The 19,788-nt window shown below is 48.3% G+C and carries 12 protein-coding genes; 5 read left to right on the top strand and 7 right to left on the bottom strand.

The annotated features are described in order from the left end of the window. The first annotated feature begins 222 nt into the window (after positions 1 to 222). On the top strand, positions 223 to 1,545 hold the full coding sequence (locus tag FTO68_RS00875; RefSeq protein ID WP_255331469.1) for an ATP-binding protein: 1,323 nt from the start codon (positions 223 to 225) through the stop codon (positions 1,543 to 1,545). Between the two features lie 91 nt (positions 1,546 to 1,636). Here FTO68_RS00875 and FTO68_RS00880 read toward each other — a convergent pair whose 3' ends face one another. Further along, the gene (locus FTO68_RS00880; RefSeq protein ID WP_255331470.1) at positions 1,637 to 3,232 is read right to left on the bottom strand and encodes a tetratricopeptide repeat protein; all 1,596 of its coding nucleotides are present in this window, start codon (positions 3,230 to 3,232) and stop codon (positions 1,637 to 1,639) included. Between the two features lie 237 nt (positions 3,233 to 3,469). On the opposite strand from FTO68_RS00880, the gene FTO68_RS00885 reads away from it, so the two are divergent. Then, a complete protein-coding gene (locus tag FTO68_RS00885; protein ID WP_255331471.1) occupies positions 3,470 to 4,951 on the top strand; it encodes a methanogenesis marker 14 protein in 1,482 nt (493 codons plus the stop codon). A gap of 92 nt (positions 4,952 to 5,043) precedes the next feature. Here the strand turns inward: FTO68_RS00885 and FTO68_RS00890 are convergent, their stop codons facing one another. From FTO68_RS00890 to thiC, 6 genes are all read right to left on the bottom strand, one after another. Then, entirely contained in the window at positions 5,044 to 8,505 is a 3,462-nt protein-coding gene (locus FTO68_RS00890; RefSeq protein WP_255331472.1) for a Kelch repeat-containing protein, read from the bottom strand. 366 nt (positions 8,506 to 8,871) lie between these two features. Further along, on the bottom strand, positions 8,872 to 12,060 hold the full coding sequence (locus FTO68_RS00895) for a PAS domain S-box protein (protein ID WP_255331473.1): 3,189 nt from the start codon (positions 12,058 to 12,060) through the stop codon (positions 8,872 to 8,874). A 91-nt stretch (positions 12,061 to 12,151) separates the two neighbouring features. Then, complete coding sequence (locus tag FTO68_RS00900) at positions 12,152 to 13,069, bottom strand: beta/alpha barrel domain-containing protein (protein WP_255331474.1); 918 nt, start codon at positions 13,067 to 13,069, stop codon at positions 12,152 to 12,154. Positions 13,070 to 13,245: 176 nt separating this feature from the next. Continuing rightward, complete coding sequence (locus FTO68_RS00905; protein WP_255331475.1) at positions 13,246 to 13,674, bottom strand: Hsp20/alpha crystallin family protein; 429 nt, start codon at positions 13,672 to 13,674, stop codon at positions 13,246 to 13,248. 18 nt (positions 13,675 to 13,692) lie between these two features. Next, positions 13,693 to 16,083 carry a CDC48 family AAA ATPase gene (locus tag FTO68_RS00910; protein WP_255331476.1) on the bottom strand — a complete coding sequence of 797 codons (2,391 nt, stop codon included), beginning with the start codon at positions 16,081 to 16,083 and terminating at the stop codon, positions 13,693 to 13,695. A 248-nt stretch (positions 16,084 to 16,331) separates the two neighbouring features. Continuing rightward, entirely contained in the window at positions 16,332 to 17,609 is a 1,278-nt protein-coding gene (gene thiC, locus FTO68_RS00915) for a phosphomethylpyrimidine synthase ThiC (RefSeq protein WP_255331477.1), read from the bottom strand. A 157-nt stretch (positions 17,610 to 17,766) separates the two neighbouring features. Between thiC and FTO68_RS00920 the strand changes: the two genes are divergently transcribed. The 3 genes from FTO68_RS00920 to FTO68_RS00930 are packed head-to-tail and all read left to right on the top strand — an operon-like array spanning position 17,767 to position 19,782. Next, positions 17,767 to 18,513 (top strand): anaerobic ribonucleoside-triphosphate reductase activating protein, encoded by a 747-nt coding sequence (locus FTO68_RS00920; RefSeq protein WP_255331478.1) that lies wholly within the window; start codon positions 17,767 to 17,769, stop codon positions 18,511 to 18,513. After that, a complete protein-coding gene (locus tag FTO68_RS00925) occupies positions 18,467 to 19,015 on the top strand; it encodes an AAA family ATPase (RefSeq protein ID WP_255331479.1) in 549 nt (182 codons plus the stop codon). The genes FTO68_RS00920 and FTO68_RS00925 overlap by 47 nt, the downstream gene beginning before the upstream one ends. Next, complete coding sequence (locus FTO68_RS00930; RefSeq protein WP_255331480.1) at positions 19,012 to 19,782, top strand: sugar phosphate isomerase/epimerase family protein; 771 nt, start codon at positions 19,012 to 19,014, stop codon at positions 19,780 to 19,782. The genes FTO68_RS00925 and FTO68_RS00930 overlap by 4 nt, the downstream gene beginning before the upstream one ends. Positions 19,783 to 19,788 lie beyond the last annotated feature (6 nt).

The following is a 19,788-nucleotide window of genomic DNA, read 5'->3' on the forward strand; positions in this document are numbered from 1 at the left end:
GAGGGTGTCATCACCATTCTTTGGATGGATGAAACACTCAGTCAAATAATCAGCATGATTCTCTTATGGATGCGGTGAATTCAAGGAGAGGAATAGGATTATGCTTGGTTAATGTGACATTGTAGAGTTACTCACTGTTCATATCGTCTACATACGATAAAATCTCATTTTTTTATCGTTTATAAACGATAAGAATGAGAACCCGGATGACAACGATTGATCATGGATACGGTGGCGAAACTGAAAGCTGCTATTATCGAGTGGCAGGAGAGGGATCTTCCGAAGCTGTATCCCCGGCAATGCAGCATACAGCTTGATCTCCCTCTTATCAATGATATCATTGGCGTGAGGCGATGCGGCAAGACATATTTCATGTTTCAACAGATCGAAGAGCTGATCAATAACGGTGTTCCAAAATCCCAAATCCTCTATCTCGATATCGATGATGATAGATTACAGCCGCTGAATGGAGATGAACTCGACAGATTAATCGATACCTTCAGGGAACTCTATCCGCTGCAAAATGATGAGAGATTGTACTTCTTCCTGGATAAAATACATAATTGTCCCGGATGGGAACAGGGAATAAAAGGTGTCTATGACCGGAAGAAAAACCTCAAGATCATTATAAGCGGATCAAATGCATCACTTCTCTCTGAAGAGGTTGCTAGCCGCCTCACCGGGAGGCATCTTACAACCAGAATGTATCCTTTCAGTTTCAGGGAATATGTTGATCACTATGAAATTGCGATGGATCTCAACACTCTGCCTTATTCAGAGAAGAAGATAGAGATTAAGAGGCTTTTTCACGAATATCTCACTCGTGGCGGATTTCCGGAGGTGATTCTCTATCCCTCAGCAGATGAAACTGTACTTCTACAGTCTTACTTTGATGATATCATCTTCCGGGATATCGTAACCCGGCATGGAGTGAGAAATCCTGCTCTATTCAAGGAACTGGCTATCTTCTGTATTTCCAATGTGGCAAAGCCTCATACATATAATTCGCTCAGAAAGCTCTTCTCCGGATTTCAGACGATCAGTACAGATGCAATTATACGCTATCTCTCCTATCTTGAGGAGGCATTTCTGCTCTTTTCTATCAGGCACTATGATGACATGCTCAAGAAACAGGTGAATAAACCAAGAAAACTCTATTGTGTCAATCCCGGAATGATGAATGCAGTCTCTTTCCGCTTCTCTGAGGATATCGGGCGGCTGTTTGAGAATCTGGTCTTCATCCAGCTATACCGGACAGGCCATGATATCTATTACTGGCAGGATGATAGAGGGCTTGAAGTGGATTTCGTTCTGAAAACCGGTCTTAAAATATTTGAATTAATCCAGGTTTTAATCGATCTCTCTGATCCATTGACACGGGAAAGGGAGATTAAGGGTCTTCTCTCAGCAATAAACCATTTTGGGGTGACTGAAGGTCTTATCCTGACCCGGGATCTGTTTGATGAGGAGGAACAATCTGGTAAAACAATCCGCTACCTACCTCTTTGGTACTGGCTGCTTACAGAGGAAAAACCGGTGGCATGAATTCGCCGGATATCTGAACCCTCTCAACATCCACCAGGGGGGTGATAGGGAATGCACTCCTCCACCATCCCTCACTGCACAGGAATCGGATTTAACCCTGCCTTCTCATTGCCGCCTCGGCTTTTTGTGCCTTTTTCTCACTGCCTGCTGCCCTGTATGCCAGGATAAGGATCGGGTAGGGGTCAACCCCGATACGCTTCTTTTTCAGAAGCTTCTCACAGATTTCAACTGCCTTCTTTGGAGATTCAGTTTGGAGATAGATCCTTGCCAGGAAGAGTTCAGCCTCGTCCGGCTCCATCTCACCTTGATGTATGTGCGCTTCTGCCCGCTTATAATTCCTGTCCTGAACAAAGAGGTAAGACTCGATGAGCGCCAGTGCCTGCTTACACTTATGTTCCATAAACACAGTTTTCTGGTCGAAAACTTCGTCCATCCGGTCAAGATCGAGACCCAGTTCAATGAAGGTTCCGCTCATATTGAGATACTTGCCATCACTGATATGATCCCTGAGAAAGGAGAAGAAGAGTTCAATGTCCCCCAGTTCGATCACTTCTTCGGGGCTCAGTGCAAGTATCTCATCAGGTACCCTCTCCTCCAGCTCTTCTAAAGAGGTGTCTTCGTCATCAGGTTCATCTTTATAATAATCTTCGAGCAGGTCAGCTCTCTTCCTGAAATATTCGGTTTGATATTCTTGGGGTAGATCCTGTAATCTCTCAGCAGGAATCTGGCGAATAATCCAATCTGCAATGATAAGGACACTGGGGTTTGTACTCTGCATGACTCTCTCAAAATCATCAAGGAACCCCTCTTCATGCAGGATTGGATCATCGGCCCGGTTGAGGAGGTGAATTAAGGCTATCGCCTCCTCCCCGGTTGTAACCGCCTCCTCTCGCAGTAATTCGATATACTCCACAAATACCTCATCTAATCGCTCCTCACTGTCTGCAAGAAAGCCATCAATTATCTCGACACTCCCAAAAGCAGCAGCAATCACAACACAGAGAGGATCTTTTATCTCCGCATCTTCAGTATCGGATATGAAGAGCATGATCAATGAGAGGAGATTTTTGAGATACGATGGTATGGCCTCGGAAAAACTGACGAGTTCTACCTCCAGATTATCAGGGATTCCTGCTCGAAGAAGGTATCTGATACCTTCGATCTGCTCCCGGAATGACAGATTGTGGAATACTGAATATCTATAGGAATGATCCAGAATATCGTCTGTTCCGGAAGGTGGACGAAACAATGTTTCCTCCAGCAGACTATGCCATAGCTCTTCTGCCCTCTCATCATCTTTCATGAGAGTAAAACCAAGGAAGGCATATAGCCGTCGCATTAACTGTGGGTCGTCATGCCGTTTCGTGAGCTCTGCCAATAATCTTCGATCATCCTTTTCATTCCATGGACGAAAGAGGAATGCCTTTCGCATCATGCAGAGGGAGGATTCACTAAAAAAGTAATCATCAATCAATGTGCTGTACGCTGATATGCGATCCCCAATGGACTCATAGAGTGATGACAGGGCAAGGGTCACTTCACGGCAATCGGGGTACTCTTCAAAGGTTTCAGCGATGATCCCGATTAATCTGTTCTTCTCTTCTAAGGTGAGATGATCATTGGTGAGATCAAACGCCGGACCATAATAGTGAAAATGATTGGGATCGCTGAAGAAGGATCTGTTCATGCTCAGATTGTATGGGTTTCATGGATTTGCAAATATCTCAGGATATCTCCCATCGATCAACATTAGGATTGGCGTAACTATCGCGCATTCCTCCTGATATGGAGAGGGGCTTCATGCGATTATTTTGGCTACATGCCTCAATATTAGCATAATAGGCTTTATTCTTTTCATATGATAAGAAAAGATCTTATACTAGTCTGGCATCATCACTTTTATTGGATCAGGAGGTGTGTTACCTTGCTCTCAAAGAGTGTAAAACCCCATATTGTCCAGGATATCGCCGTCCCACAGATCATTAGGTTGGGGGGGATTTCTATCCCCGAATATCGTGAAGAGGCATATCATATTGTATTATCGATTGACCTTGGCAATACGACGACAGCCTGTGTAATTGTTGGAACAAATCTTGCATCAGGATTGACATATATCATAGACAAGAAGGTCTGGATGATCCATTCCATCCGACCCCCGAAAAAAGGGGAGGAGATATTTGGCAAATCTCTCGATGGCACTATCCTTTCGAGAAATGCCGTGGAGGAGCATATCCGTGATATTATTAAAGCAACCCTGAAGGAAAGCAAGATAGATCCATCGAAAGATCTGGATTATCTGGTTCATACGACCGGACTGGTGGGCCAATGGGAATCTGATAAGCATATCAATTCATATCTTGGATGCCTGAGCAAGGGGTGCATGGATGCGGGCATTCCTCCCTCGAAGATGCGCCCTCCTATGTCGAAGGATAAACTCCCCTCTGATGACTCGCAATTCAGCCTGATGGACAGGGTGATGTATGACGGTGCCGTTGCCGGGACAATACCTGCGACCGGGCTCTCCGGCAGGGTAATGATTGCAAACGATATGGAGGGCGATCTCTCGCTTGCCGGAATAAAACAAGGTGCCCTATCCACTCCTGTCGATTTCAGAAACCCTTGTGTTGGTATTGATTTTGGAACGATCATTGATGGAAGATTCACCGAGGCGGTGCCGAAAGGGCGTGACGATCCTTATGCCCGGACCACCGGGTGCATTATTGGTCTTGGAGGTGCGATCGCAGACGCACTGACAAGAGGTACAGGGGAGGTTGATCCAATCATTGGAACCGCCCGTGAATTCTTCGGGGACAATATCATCTCCGGCTATTTCTCGAAGAAGGAGTCAAAGAGAATCAGGAACTATGTCGATTCGGTCCATGAACTGATCAAAGTTGAAGAGGTGGCCCATAACCATACACATGTTGGTCTTGTTCCAATAGATCCCTCTATCGCAGAGAATATGAAGATCAAAATATTCGGTGTGGATGCGGGAGAGAACTTCAACGGGCACGATGCATTGATGGAAATCGGCATGGAGGTCTTTAGGAAGGAAGGTCGAAAAGGATTCACCGAACTGGTGGATCGCGTGATGTCGAGGACGGCCCTCCGCCTGATCAGGGTGGCTGCAGAAAAGAAGGTATTCACCGGGGATATGGCGATCGGTTTTTCGGGTAGGGCGATCATGTCCGGGAGAAAACCCGAATATGTCCTCGAAGGGGTGATTAATAGCGAACAGTATCGTGATCCAGTAGATCGAATGGTTTTTGTATCGAGTGCGCTTCCCCGTGGTGCGGCACTCATGGCACGCTGCATGAGTGGTTTGGGCAACCCAAAAAAGCCGATTGGAGGCTGCAGGGGCGAGGCATGCATTCTTGGGAGAAGAAAAAGGTTCCAGAATATGTAAGAAAATCCATAAATCCCCTCAAATAAAAGGAAGCCATATTCAACAATATTTTCTTAACCATATAGAAATTACGAATTTGACATGAGGTGTCATCAGATTACATACAATATGAAATACAGTAATATCCAGGGGATAAATAGCCCCGCCCAGATAATGGCGTTCCATTTCTTGATACTCTTACCATCCATGGGCCTACAAGGGATCATGGAAAATAAACCTTCGATCATATTTGCAATAAACCCAAGCCTCCCTATCATCAGCCATATGCCTCCTACTGGGATCATGAATAGAAAGACCGTTCCGAGCAGGATATTAACGCCAGGTCCGGCTAGCATTGTCAGCCCCTTTTCCGTTTCAGTGTGGGACTCATTTTCCATGACTTTCATATGGAGTGGCTGGCCGAAGACGTTTCCGAAGAAGACGCCAGTGACGATGCTGGCAATCGTTCCTGCGGGATAGATGCGGATGGCTGATTCGATAGCATATTTCCTGGCAATCATCATATGCGCGAGTTCATGGGCAACAAGGGCGATTCCAACGATCAGGAGATAGATAAGAATCAGCATAGGATCTAAACCGATTCTATCGGCAAACATGAACGCAGCGGCATAAATGATCGCACCGGATAGAATGACTATCAGATTATTCCTTGTCATCCCAGGTATAAGGCGGCCACCTGCTTTCTTTGATCCAGGCTGTTCGAAGGTATTTCTCTCGCCGTAAAGTTCTAGCGCCTCCTCCCCAATGAATTCTGAGACAATGTTGCCCAGTCTCTTAAGGAATGATGAGAACCATCCTGAACCAAAACTACTGCCTGCACCACCTCCTCCCCCTGAAAAGAAACCCGCGAGAGACGCTGCGCCCGCACTCGCCATTACACCAGTTGCAACCGCGGCGACGGGAGCCACATCGTGTGGTATAATGCTATCTGCCGGCACTGGAATGTGGATGTGTAAGGGGGCGCCAGAAGAGTCTCTGCCCCCGCTTCTGAGGCTTGACTTCAGTTTGTTTATAGATGATGAGATATCTTCCGAAAATGATTCTGTCATATCGATAACGGGAGCTTCCGTAGGTACTTCGGGTGGAATCTCTGCTTTTTCTTCTGATAGAATCTCCTGAGGTACGTCAGCTGGTTCCTCAGGGGGTGTTTCAACAGGAGTTTCCGGAGCAGCTGGCTGAACTGGTGGGGTAGCAGGTGCCGGAACTGATCCACCACCATTTGATGGTGGTGCCGGTGCAGGCATCATGTTCGTGACCGCCTGCCCGGTGAATGTCGCAAGGATCCCACCATCTCCTGCCGTCACATCACCAGCTGTATAATTAATGGTTATTACGTTTCCATAGGCAATAGCAGTACCATTGCACGTCAGGACGAACTTTTTTGTATCGGCATCAGGAACTGCTATAGAGAAGGTCTGATCACTCCCTCCGTTGATCTGGTACGCGAACTGGCCATGCTTCCCGGCAGGATCAGCCATCGCCTTACTAAATGTAACGGTGATTTGCGATCCGGCGGTGTTTGTTGTAGCGGAACTAACGGTTGGTAGTGATGGAGTTACATTGATGTAATCAACCTTTTCTGTTGTATTACTGCCACCGGCGTTTGTTGCGGTCAGGTTTACCGTGTAGAGGCCAGAAGCGGCATAGGTGTGTACCGGGTTCCGGGTGGTGTTTGTTGTTCCGTCACCGAAATGCCAGAGCCAGGAGGTCGGTTCAGCGGTCGAAGAATCGGTGAACGTGACCTGGAGGGGTGCGGTGCCTTCGGTCGGGGTACCGGTGAAGTTTGCCACAGGCGGGGAAGGGGGAGCTTTGGAAACGTTGATGAACGTTGTCTGGGTTGATATATTGAATCCTCCGGAATTACTCGCATTGAGTACGATTGAGAAGTTTCCTGTTCCAAAAACATGTTCTGGATTATGCTTCTCGCTGAAATACTGTGGAGTATTGTCTCCGGTTACATTGATAAATGACCAGTTCCATGCGGTAGGATTATTGGTCGATGTATCATTAAACTGGACAGCAAGCGGTGGATTCCCTTCTGTGATGTTCACGGTGAAGCTGGCAACAGGTATCTGTGCAGGCATCATGTTCATGACCGCCTGCCCGGTGAATGTCGCAAGTATCCCACCATCTCCTGCCGTCACATCACCGGCTGTATAATTAATGGTTATTGCATTTCCATAGGCAATGGTGGTGCCGTTGCATGTCAGGACGATCTTTCGTGTATCAGCATCAAGAACTGCTGCTGAGAAGGTCTGATCACCCCCTCCGTTGATCTGGTACGCGAACTGACTGTTCTTTCCGGCAGGGTCAGCCATCACCTTGCTGAATGTGACGATGATCTCTGTTCCGGCAGTGTTTGTCGTCGCATTGGTAACAATTGGTGCCACAAGTCCTGTTACTGTGACATAATCTGTTTTTCTTGTACAATTATACCCCACGGTATTGAATGCCTGCAACGCCACTGAGTAGGTACCTGTTGTATTATATATATGGGATGGATTCTGTAAAGATGACCCTGCAGGTTGCATTCGCCAGACATCGTTCTTTCGTACACTATCAAAACCCCCCATGATGACGATACTCCCATCTGGCATTGCGACTCCAGAGTGGCAATGTCGTGCCATCCAGTCTGCACCCGCATTTACCTGAATCCATGTAACGCCATTATCCGTTGATCGCCAAATATCATTCAGGGAATTGCCCTGGCTGTCCATACCTCCCATAATGACTATGCTTCTGTCTGGCATCTCAATACAGCTGAAATACTCCCTCCCCAACCATTCGGCAGCTGCGGTCTGTTCAATCCACGTGACTCCGTTATCAGTTGATCTCCAGACATCGTTCCTTTTTAAGCCATCATAACCCCCTAAAATCACAATGCTATCGTCCTTCAGTACAACACATGAGTGGCCGAGCCTTTCAGTCCATTCAGCACCTGCGGTCTGTTGAATCCACGTAACCCCGTTATCGGTTGATCTCCAGACATCATGTAAAGTCCCACCGTCATAACCACCCAGTATCACAATACTATTGTCAGTTAGTATTACGCTGCTATGGCCACTTCTCGCCGTCCATCCAGAAGCGGCTGTCTGCTGTGTCCATGTAACGCCCTTGTCGTTTGACATCCAGACGTCATTCTTAAGGCTCCCATCGTCCCCGCCCATCAGGAGGATACTGCCGTTTGGCATCACAACGCTGCTATGAACATATCTCGCCGTCCATCCGGCAGCAGCTGTCTGTTGTGTCCATGTAGCACCATTATCGTTGGAAATCCAGACGTCATTCGTATAACCGAGATCATCCTCACCACCCATGATGACAAGGCTCCCGTCTGGCAGCACTGTGACGGTATGACCGTTTCGCGCCGACCACCCGGCACTATTATTCACATTCGTCCACGCCCCAGAATAATCCTCATCGCCAAAGAACCACGCCCATCCTGTGGGTGTGTTTGCAGACAGATCGGTAAATGTGACGGTAAGGGGTGTAGCGCCTGTTGTGGGCGTACCTGTGAAGTCTGCGAGCGGAGCAAGTGCAGACACCGGATACATAAAGAACACTATCAAAAATAGAATTAACAGGATACGCATCGGCCTGCATGCAGTGTATGCACGCACCCCAACCATGAGATAAACCCTCCGCTTCGCCTAACTAATATCACTTCCTTATATTTAATCAAAGTATATATAATTTTTTATGACTTTTTTTGGATGAGAGGGCATCAAAAGAATATACCAGGTGATTTCATGAATTTGTTGGATTCGCATTGATAACTGTGGAAAAAATAGATACCCGAGGCATCACTCTCGTCACTACCAATTCTCAGATTCGATCTGTTATCAACAAAAAAAGAAGATAGGATACTACATTGGAATTAATACACCATGTTTATAGGCCAGAAAGAGGTTGTCGTATCACTATTTCTCTTCCCGCCACCCTTTCTCCGGCACACTGATCACAAACCTCGCACCCTCGCCATAGACTCCATTCTCAGAGATGGTGATGCCGGTGATACCAAGGATCTCCCTGATGAAGAAGAGACCAAGCCCGGTATTCTTACCAAAGCCACGCTCAAAGATCTTCTCCTTCTCATCATCCCTGATCCCAATACCATCATCCTCCCAGATGATCAGTATTGGTCGTGAGTTTCTGTCGGAATCCCCTAGGATGCCATCATCTTTCTTGTCCAGCTGGCAGGAGACTCTGACTCGTGTGACGTCCAATGCATATCGCTCGGTATTCTCCATTAAATTCGCAAAAACCTTTGGAAGGAGTGGATCTGCAAAGATCGAGATCTCACTGGTTTCATTGATAATCGGTATCCTTGAAGAACCAATCTGCCCAATCACATGCGAGAGCTTCTGCCAGTCTGGTGCAGCAATTCCGAGGTTCTGATATTCTCTGGTGAACGCAATCTGCCTCTGGATTCGTAGAGCCGCCATCTCAATCTTCTGTAGATATCCGGAGAGCTTTGGTTCATCTGTGATGTCTTCGGCAAGGGAGAGGTAGCCATTTAGAACCGTCAGCTGATTTGCGATATCATGCCGGGTAATACCGGTCATCAGGTTTAGTTTCCTGTTTGCATCGGCAATGGCTGCGGCACTTCTGGCAAGCTCTTCGTCTGCTTTTTTTGTGGCTGTGATGTCACGGGCGATCCCTTCAATTGATACTATCTCACCTTTATCATCATAGATGGGGACATTCCGCTGCTCCACCCAGATGATCTCACCATCTTTTCGGATATACCTGAGAACCGGATACATCATCCCTTTGTTTTCACCAGTGAGGTCCGGGAGCTGATCATCCGGGTGGATAACCCGCCTGCCAAGATCGGGATCTGCATAGAACTCCTCAGGTGAATATCCGGTGACAGTTTCCATTGCCGGGTTTGCATAGACAAAATGCGGTTCTGGGAGAAGATCAATTCTATAGATGATATCCCCGGCATTCTCGGCAAGCCGGCGGAACCGTTCTTCACTCTCACGAAGTGCCTGCTCGGTCTGCTTCTGATCAAGGATGCCAAAAGCGAGATTGCCAAGCGTAATGAGGGCATCCGCATCATCTTTTGTGTAAGGATCCTGTTTATTGGCAACAGCAAGGATTGCAGAGATCCGGTCCCCGTCAAATATCGGAACCGTGAGGAACCGCTGAATGGTAACATGTCCATCCGGACAGCCACGTTTCATCGGATGATCCAAACCATAATCATTGATGATCACTGATCTCCGGTTTCGGACAACTTCACCAAGGAGTCCGGTTTCTCCTATTATAAATACCCCGGGTGGCCTTGGCATCCTGCATGCATCCATAACTTCCTCGGACCAGGCATGGATTGTCAGTTGCGATTCATCTCCATCAAGTAAACCGATGAAGGAATACTGGCTCTCTGTCATCTCCCGGATCCCTTCAAGGGCATAGTCCAGAACATCCTGTTTTGTCTCCTCACTCTTCTGGTAGAGATCGAGAAGACTGCGTGTCCGCTTGAGGTGAATCTTAATATCCTGCTCGGCTGCCTTCCGATCTGTGATATCTGTCAGAACACCATGTACCCCAACCACCTTCCCATCCTTAATCATTGGCTGTGCGGCAGTCCTCATCCAGACAAAATGTCCGTCCTTTGCGATCACGCGGTATTCAGAGACCTTTCCCCTGCCAGAGACAGTCTTCCTGAATTCTTCTTCCCTGCCCTCTCGATCTTCAGGATGCACAAATTCGAGGAAAGATTTCCCGATCACCTCTTCCGCCACGTAACCTCCCAGCGCCTCGGTATTTGGAGTCACATAGGTCACTTTACCCTCCAAATCCAATGTATAGATGATCTCAGTCAGGTTCTCGACGAGGGCACGGTATTTTCTTTCACTCTCAATCAGGGCATCTTCTGCCAGTTTTATATCAGTGATATCCGTGAGGAGGCCGTGGATACTTCTTATTGTATCTCTCTCCTTTACCGGCCGTGCCTTCAGTTTCATCCAGAGATCTCTCCCTTTCTGATTTCTGACTGGAACTTCTGTCACGATCTCTTCTCCGGAGAGGATCTGGTTAATAAATTGCATAACTTCCCCCTTCACTTCGGGAGCTGCAAAATCTGTTAAATGCTTTCCTTTTGCCTCATACACCGGAATACCAATGACTTTTTGTACATTTGGAGAGAGATATGTGACAATGCCCTCAGGATTTAAGGTGAATATGATATCATCAAGATTTTCTACAATTGTCTTGTATTTCTCGGTATTTTCACGTACTTTGGCTTTCTCCTCAAGCAATCCGCTGATGTCCCTGACAAAGGCAAGGATGTATGCCTTCTCCATAACCACAACACGGGTAAGGAATACTTCGACATCGAAGACGGAATTCTCCGTTGGCCTCCGTGCCTGCCAGGAGAATAGTTGATCCTGCCCGGATATGACCTCCTTCCACTTCTCCTTGATATCATCCACATTGGAAGCAGGACCCGTATAATCACGGAGAGTAAATGTAAGCGCCTCTTCCCGGCCAAGGCGGTACATCCTGAGCATGGTTTCATTCACATCAAGGAGCTTGTCCTCAAGATCATGGATGAAGATCGCCTCAATTGAATGATCCATTAAGGTGCGGAAGAGATCCCGGGAATCCCGGAGTCGGTTTTCAGTTGCAATCAAATCATCAAGCTGCGAACGCATCTCCTCTTCAGCTGCCGCAAGCTCTTCGTTCTTCCTTCTCAGCTCATCCTCGGCTCTCCTCCTGTTGATGGCAAACTCAAGTTTTTTTGCAAGTTCTGCAAACTGCGATTTGGGATCCCCACCCTTCTGGAGGTAAAAATCTGCACCTTCATTAAGCGCCTCGATTACGACATCCTCCCTTCCCTTTCCGGTGAAAATAATAAAAGGGATGGGACTGCCGGCAGCACGGATAGCTTTCAAGAGTTCAATCCCATTCATTTGCGGCATCTGGTAATCTGATATGACAGCATCATAGGATCTATTTAATATATGGTTGAGCCCCTCCTCCGGCTCTGTCTCTATATCTACAATGAACTCACCAGTCTGTTCAAGAAAGAGCTTCCCAAGATCGAGGAGTGCTCTCTCATCATCAATATAGAGGACAGAGGGGGGAGAAGAGCCAGCCATTGTTTGTTTATATAATCTGCTCGTTGATTATCCTTGTGGATAGGGTAGAATGAGTATGGAGCATAAAAAAAGGGGAAGGAGGAAAAGGATGTCACTCAGCAGAATAGATCTTCCATGCCTCGTCTACCGTTGCACCTTCGACTGTGATCGCATAAATTGCTTCAGTAAACCTGACCGCTGCAGCAAGCCCTTTCTGATGGATGTTCCTACCTGTGGCATTTCCTGAGGCGCCGCCGGTATGGATCTGATCATAGAGCTCTTGTATGAATTTCTTTTCATCGATTGATGAGCCGCCGGCACAGACAACCTTTGTCCTCCCTGCTGCAAGCACTGCCTCTTTCAGGAGTTCAGAGGATGGTGTCCCTTCCTTTTTGGGGGCATTCACCTTGACATAATCCGCACCGAGTGCTGCGGCAACCCCTGCGGCACCGGCGATCAGGTGCGGATCTTTCTCATCCTTTACTGCTGCTCCGCGTGGATAAATCCAGAGCACAACAAGCATGCCGTTTTTGTGCGCATCCAGGATCACCTGCTGCGCCTCACGCATCATCTCGCTCTCATATTCTGACCCGATATAGATCGTATAGCCAACCGCTGCGATTGCAAGCCCTGTCCTGTCACGGAGATCAACAACATCCTGCACAGAGACAAGAAGCGGGCTATATGGGTCCTTCTGCTGGGTCTTGACAAGATGTGTCTTCGAATTGAGTTTTACAAGGTATGGAATGTCCGGAAAATCCATTCCATATCGGACTACAAGCCCGTATTGTGTTGCAAAGACCCCGACTTTTCCCTCGGATGCGATCCTGAACAGATGGAGGGGGCTTGAATCATCTTCATGAATCCCATCTCCAAAGAAATCATCATTAAGGTGTTCAACTTTCTGATCTCCGGCAAAGAGCATCAGGCGTCCTGTACCACGGGTTACCCTCTGGTAGTTCGCGATGAAGGTATCAACTGCCGCAAACGGTACATCAAGTGGAATCGAGAAGACATCTTCTGCAGTCATACCCAGAATATCATCCCATGCCTGATTAATGGTTGCGGAAGGTTATCGAAGGCATTCATCTGGCCAGGACATGGGCATTTAATGAAAATACGAATCTATCATCGGCATATGCCCTAAAAAACGAAAGATGTGGGGGATTGCAATAAGCAGGATAACGTGTAATCCTGCGCATTCCTTTATTCAATATGAATAATCTCGTGCCCTTTGTCTGTATCTTTCCGGCAGGTGATCTCCAGAACCCCGTTGATACAGCTCATCCTGATATTATCGGGATCAACCTGTGGGAGGTCGACCACTGCAATCGGTGACCTCCTTTCATGCGAGACAATATGAAGCCGCCCGCTTTCAAAGAAGATCCTGATCTCGTCTGGATCATATCCTGAGACATCGGTTGCGATGATCAGGTCATCATTGATCTCATAGATCTCGACTGCGTGTTCCTCTTCCTCCGATGGCATCTCGGCGATGTTCACAGGGGCGCCATTAATCACCACGCGGAATCCCATGACTCGTGGGTATGTGCCGTCGAAATCCATGGATTCTGCCATGATCTTCCGGACGGCATCGATCAGCTCCCTGTATGCATCTGATGGTTGGTCATTCATCTTTTGTGTCACACTCATCTATTCTGCTATCAGCTTTTCCAGTTCTTCTGTTTGTTGTTTGATCACATCAAACTGTTTCTTTCCTGATGTCACCTTATCGCGGAGCTTCACTGCGGCATCGGCTACTTCCTCACCTTTCTCCTGGAGATGCGCACGCTTTGCCACATTCAGTGCTTTTTCAAGGATCCTCCTCTGTTCTTCATTATAGAGGAACTCCCATGACTGCCGCTCGGCTGACTCAATTGCATCGCTGTCGAGCGAGGGCTTGACCCGTTCCTGGGCACGCCTGACATGCTCCTTTGTGACACGGATATTAGCCATTGCATCTTTCATCTCAATCTCGCTCCTGCCACCCATCTTTGCGATGAAATCACGAATGGCATAGAGCTTTGCTTCACGAACAAGGGCTTCGATATCAGCCCCGACAAAACCTTTCGTCTCTGCAACAAGGATATCCAGATCGATATCTTTGGCGAGCACACCCTCCTCGTCCCTGAGATATACCATAAAGATCTGCTTTCGGCCCTCGTCATCTGGTGGCGGGACAAAGATATGGCGCTCAAGCCGCCCTGGACGCATCAGGGCTGTATCCATCATATCAGGCCTGTTTGTGGCGCCGATCACAACCACATCCTTCAGCTCTTCCAGACCATCGAGCTCAGTTAAGATCTGGCTGACGACACTCTCGGTCACATGTGATGATCCGGTATAGCTGCCCCGTCGAGGAACTAGTGCATCAACCTCATCGAAGAAGATGATCGAAGGCGATGCCTGCCGTGCCTTTCTGAAGATCTCCCTGACACCTTTCTCGGATTCGCCAACCCATTTAGAGAGGAGTTCAGGCCCTTTAATCGAGATGAAGTTGCATTCGCTCTCGTTTGCCACTGCTTTGGCAAGCATCGTCTTTCCGGTGCCAGGCGGTCCGAAGAGGAGTATTCCCTTGGGTGGTTTTGTAGTCAGCCTCTGGAATATATCCGGGAATTTCAGCGGCCATTCCACTGCTTCACGGAGCTCCTCTTTTACATCCTCAAGCCCGCCGACATCGCTCCAGTGGATATCAGGCACCTCGACCAGCACCTCACGCATTGCACTTGGCTCAACATGTTTCAGGGCTTCATCAAAGTCCTCACGGACCACCTTTAGTTCATCAAGGAGTTCGGTCGGGATATCCTCGTCAACATTAATTCTAGGGATGATCTTCCTGAGTGCATGCATAGCCGCTTCCTTGACAAGCAGGGAGAGATCCGCGCCAACGAAACCATGGGTGATATCGGCAAAATGAGAGAGCTCGACATCCTCTGCGAGCGGAACGCCGCGGCTGTGAATCTGGAGGACCTCAAGTCTTCCCTTCTTATCGGGAATTCCGATCTCGATCTCGCGATCGAACCGTCCACCTCGCCGAAGAGCAGGATCAATTGCATCTGGAAGGTTTGTGGCGGCAATGACGATCACCTGCCCGCGGCTTTTGAGGCCATCCATCAGGGCAAGTAGCTGGGCGACAACCCGCCGTTCCACCTCCCCTTTCGTATCCTCACGTTTTGGTGCGATCGAATCTATCTCGTCGATGAAGATGATTGTGGGCGAGTTCTCCTGTGCTTCATCAAAGACCTCGCGGAGTTTCCCTTCGGATTCTCCATAGTACTTGCTCATGATCTCAGGGCCCGAAAGGGTAATGAAATGTGCATCCACCTCGCTTGCCACCGCCCGGGCAATGAGTGTCTTCCCGGTTCCGGGCGGACCATACAGCAGCACTCCTTTTGGCGGTTCGATTCCGAGCCGCTCAAAAAGTTCAGGATGCCGCAGCGGAAGCTCGATCATCTCACGGACAAGCTGAAGCTCACGTCCAAGTCCGCCAATATCCTCATAATGGATGTCAGAAAAGCCTTCTTTTCCTTTTTCTCCTTCATAGGGAGTTTCTTTCAGCTCGATCTCAGTATCTTCGGTAACAATGGCAATGCCCTTTGGACTCACTTTTGAGATGACAAAGGTGAGCGGATTTCCAAGCACATTTACCCGGACCGTCTGGCCTGCGGAGACAGATCTGCCATGAAGCATCCTTTTCAGGTATTGTTCCCCGCCAACAAGCCGGATCGGCTGGGTCGGCTGTATTACAACCTTTGTTGCATATCCTGCATCCAGCTTCTTAATCCTGACCTTATCATCTATCCCGGCACCAGCATTGCTCCTGACATTCCCGTCGATCCTGATGACGGCCCGCCCTGTATCCTCGGGAAAGCCGGGCCAGACGATGGCTGCGGCTTTTTTCCTGCCCGATATTTCAATCACATCACCTGATACCAGGTTAAGCTGTTTCATTACATCGATTGAGAGGCGGGCCATACCCCTACCTGCATCCCCGTGTGCAGCCTCTTTTACAACAAGATCCATGTAGTCCTTATCAGTTGTCATAGTGAATACCTCTGATTTACCATACGTTAGTGTACATAAGTATTTATACTTTTCCAATACCTGATTCAATCGTCAAACATATATGGCTCTGATTGATTGGTAATGCCCTTCGGAAAGAAAAAGATTCTGCTGCTCAAAAAAATGAGTCATTGTGTGGGAAAACATCCTTGTGTTCCGACTATCTTGTAAGGATGTAGTACCGGTTGCTGTGGCACTTAATCTATAAAAAAGAAGGGTATGGAATTATCTTAGAAATTGAAGTGCTTGCTTACGATCTTCAATGCACAGAAGTCACCGCACATTGTGCATGCATCTGTGTCTGCAGGGGATCTGCTGTCACGGATATGCCGTGCCCGCTCCGGATTCATTGCCACAGCAAACTGCCGTTCCCAGTCGAGATCGCGGCGTGCATGCCCCATCTCCAGATCGAGCTCCCGGGTCTTCTTCAGTTTTACCATATCACCCGCATGTGCCGCAATCCGGGATGAGATAACGCCTTCATAGACTTCTTCAGGTGTTGGAAGCGCAAGATGTTCTGCGGGTGTCACATAGCAGATAAAATCTGCACCGGCAGCCGAGGAGGCTGCGGCCCCGATTGCTGCTACACGGTCATCATATCCCGGGGCAATATCGGTCACAAGTGGTCCGAGCATATAGAAGGGCTTGTTATTTGTGACCCGTTTCTGGAGCTGGACATTGGTTGCAATCTCATCAAGCGGAATGTGACCGGGTCCCTCAACGATCGTCTGGACACCAAAGGCATTTGCCTTGTCTGCAAGTTCCGCGTTAATCAGAAGTTCCTGGATCTGGGCGCGGTCTGTGGCGTCATGGACAGCACCTGCACGCATACCGTTTCCAAAGGAGAGCGTAACCTCGTGTTCCTTCATGATCTCTAACAGATAGTCGAAACGGCGATATAAGGGATTCTCCATCTCATTGTGAAGCATCCAGGCGGTCATGAAGGCGCCTCCGCGGGATACAAGTCCGCCATGGCGTCCCTGATTCTGGAGCCGCTTCATTGTCTCCCAGTTGATCCCGGTGTGAATTGCCATGAAGTTTGTTCCAAGCTTTGCCTGATCCTCGGTTGCCTTGAAGAGGTCATCTTCATCCATATGAACAACAGCACCTTTAGTCCGTGCTGCTTCGATGAATGCCTGATACAATGGAACTGATCCAACGGAGAGGGTTGTTTTTTCGATGACCCGCCTTCGGATCTCAAGGAAGTCTCCGCCGGTTGAAAGCTCCATGAGCGTGTCGGCTCCTGCAAGCTCTGCCTGACGTGCTTTCTCGATCTCCTCCTCAATATCAACGATATCAGATGATGTTCCAATTGAGGCATTCACTTTCGTCCTGAGTCCCTGGCCAATCCCGCAGATCTTTATATCGCGGTATGGGCTGATCGGGATGGTGATATGGCCACCGGCAACTCCACGCCGGATGAAGTCTTCTGTTACGCCTTCTGCTTTTGCAACGATCCTCATCTCATCTGTGATGATGCCGCGTCTGGCATCTTCAAGTAAAGTCATAAGGATTATGGTGATGAAATACCAGATAAAACCTTTTATTTCCAAAAATGAGAGCAAAATTACTTTATTTCTTAACAATCAATATTGTTTTATCTAACTCGCATTAAATTGTTTATGCCGGTGAACATACCTTAAAGCAAATTCAGAGCATATACAGTTGAATGGCTGTGATTATGTGCAGGTGAATTATGGTGGTTTTATTCCAATCAGCACAGTAGACTGGCCAGGCCGTGCTGTCTGCACGCTCTTTCTCCGTGGATGTCCCGTCAGGTGTGACTACTGCCATAACGTACATCTGCAGAATGGCAAGGATTATCGCCCGCTTGACTGGGTATTTGAGCAGATACAATCGTCACGTATCGCAGTATCTGCTGTTGTCTTCTCTGGCGGTGAGCCGACACAACAGGGGGAAGCACTCTGTGAACTTGCACGGCGATCCAAGAAAGAGGGGTTTCTTGTCGGCCTCCATACAAACGGTGTTTTTCCTGCGGCAATACAAAAACTCCTTGATGAACGCCTGGTAGATCATCTGGCACTTGATATCAAGGCGAAATGGAACCGGTATGATAACCTTCTCCGGGAGCGGTTTTCTGCCTCTGTTAAAGAAACACTCAATATCTGCAGAAACGCATATCTTAGGGGAGAACTTCCGGAATTCCAGGTTGTAGTCACGCTGTTTAGGGGCTATGAGGATGAGGTCAAATATATATCGCGTGACACGGAGGGGCTTGAATTTGTACTCCAGCAGGGAGTCTTTGGAATGGTCCCTCCTCTCTCCTCAGATGAACTGAAGGCAATTGCAGACTGCCTGTTTCGTCCGGTTATTATCAGGACACGTGAAGATGGAGAATTTCAGTATGAAGGTACTAGGATTGGTCGGGCTTCCGGCGAGCGGCAAGGGTGAGTGCTCAGCGGTTGCAGCAGAGCTCGGCGTACCTGTAATTGTGATGGGGGATATTATCCGTAACTATGCAGAGAGCGAAGGGCTTCCGCATACGGATCAGCATCTTGGTTCAATCGCCCGGCGGCTCCGTGAAGAGCGGGGAATGGCCGCACTTGCAGAACTGACAGTTCCGGCTGTCAGTGCATTACAGGCTCCTGTTGCCATTATCGATGGCATCAGGGGCGATGCTGAGGTAGAGCTGTTTCGAAGGGTTTTTTCGGACTTTATGCTCATTGCCATCGATTGCCCGTTTTCGATGCGCCTTGCACGTCTCCGGGCACGGAAGAGGTCAGACGATATGGTGCATGAGGATGATCTTAGATCCCGTGATGAGCGGGAGTGCGGTTTTGGGCTGAAAAACGCAATGGATGGTGCGGACATCCATATAGAAAACACTGGGTCGCTCGAAGCCTTCCGGGATGAGATCAGGTGCATCCTGAAAACCATTGGTGGTGTTCGATGATTGCCGGGTACTATTTCTCATCATCATCAAAGGTCTGGGAAGATCCGGAATGGATCCTGGGGATAGAAGAGCTTGGGTATGATGGCTGGGAGATCTCAGCAGATGGTAATTATCGTCTTGACGACCCTAAAAAAAGGGCACGTATTGACGAGGTACTCAGCAGTACTACTCTGGATATTACGGTTCATGCACCCTATGGCGATCTGAACCTCGCTTCGATCAACTATCCGATCTGGCGTGAATCCATACGGCAGATCTGCCTCTGTATCGAACATGCCGCAGATCTCACTGACAGGGTCACACTCCATCCGGGGTATCTCTCTCCCCTCTCCAAACTTGATCCAGGACGTGCATGGGCGCTCCAGAAAGAGGCACTTGGCGAGATTGGTGCTGTTGCAGTAGATTGTGGTGTGCTTGCATGCCTTGAGAACATGATTTCGATAAAGGAATTCCTCTGCCGCGATCCCGGTGAGCTGTTTGGGATGATTGACGGGATCGAAGGCATTGGTGTCACAATAGATATCGGGCATGCAAATACCACCAGTACAATCGATGAATTTTTGCACCATCTCCCTGCAGCCAATCATCTTCATATTCATGATAATCATGGAAGAACAGACGAGCATCTGGCTCTGATGAAAGGCACTGTGAACTGGAAGAAAGTCTCACGTGCAATTCTCGATACATATACCGGCATCGTCGTCGTGGAAGGGCGGAATCTGAAAGAAGCAGAAGAGAGCCTTACAGTTATCAGGGGGTGGCAGTAATCGCCG

The sequence above is a fragment of the Methanocalculus taiwanensis genome, from assembly GCF_024372745.1.
Classification (GTDB): Archaea; Halobacteriota; Methanomicrobia; order Methanomicrobiales; family Methanocorpusculaceae; genus Methanocalculus; species Methanocalculus taiwanensis.

Coding starts and splice junctions, on each gene's coding strand:
- FTO68_RS00875 (WP_255331469.1), top strand. CDS start 223: ATGGATACGGTGGCGAAACTGAAAGCTGCTATTATCGAGTGGCAGGAG.
- FTO68_RS00880 (WP_255331470.1), bottom strand. CDS start 3,232: ATGAACAGATCCTTCTTCAGCGATCCCAATCATTTTCACTATTATGGT.
- FTO68_RS00890 (WP_255331472.1), bottom strand. CDS start 8,505: ATGTATCCGGTGTCTGCACTTGCTCCGCTCGCAGACTTCACAGGTACG.
- FTO68_RS00895 (WP_255331473.1), bottom strand. CDS start 12,060: ATGGCTGGCTCTTCTCCCCCCTCTGTCCTCTATATTGATGATGAGAGA.
- FTO68_RS00900 (WP_255331474.1), bottom strand. CDS start 13,069: ATGACTGCAGAAGATGTCTTCTCGATTCCACTTGATGTACCGTTTGCG.
- FTO68_RS00905 (WP_255331475.1), bottom strand. CDS start 13,674: ATGAATGACCAACCATCAGATGCATACAGGGAGCTGATCGATGCCGTC.
- FTO68_RS00910 (WP_255331476.1), bottom strand. CDS start 16,083: ATGACAACTGATAAGGACTACATGGATCTTGTTGTAAAAGAGGCTGCA.
- thiC (WP_255331477.1), bottom strand. CDS start 17,609: ATGACTTTACTTGAAGATGCCAGACGCGGCATCATCACAGATGAGATG.
- FTO68_RS00925 (WP_255331479.1), top strand. CDS start 18,467: ATGAAGGTACTAGGATTGGTCGGGCTTCCGGCGAGCGGCAAGGGTGAG.
- FTO68_RS00930 (WP_255331480.1), top strand. CDS start 19,012: ATGATTGCCGGGTACTATTTCTCATCATCATCAAAGGTCTGGGAAGAT.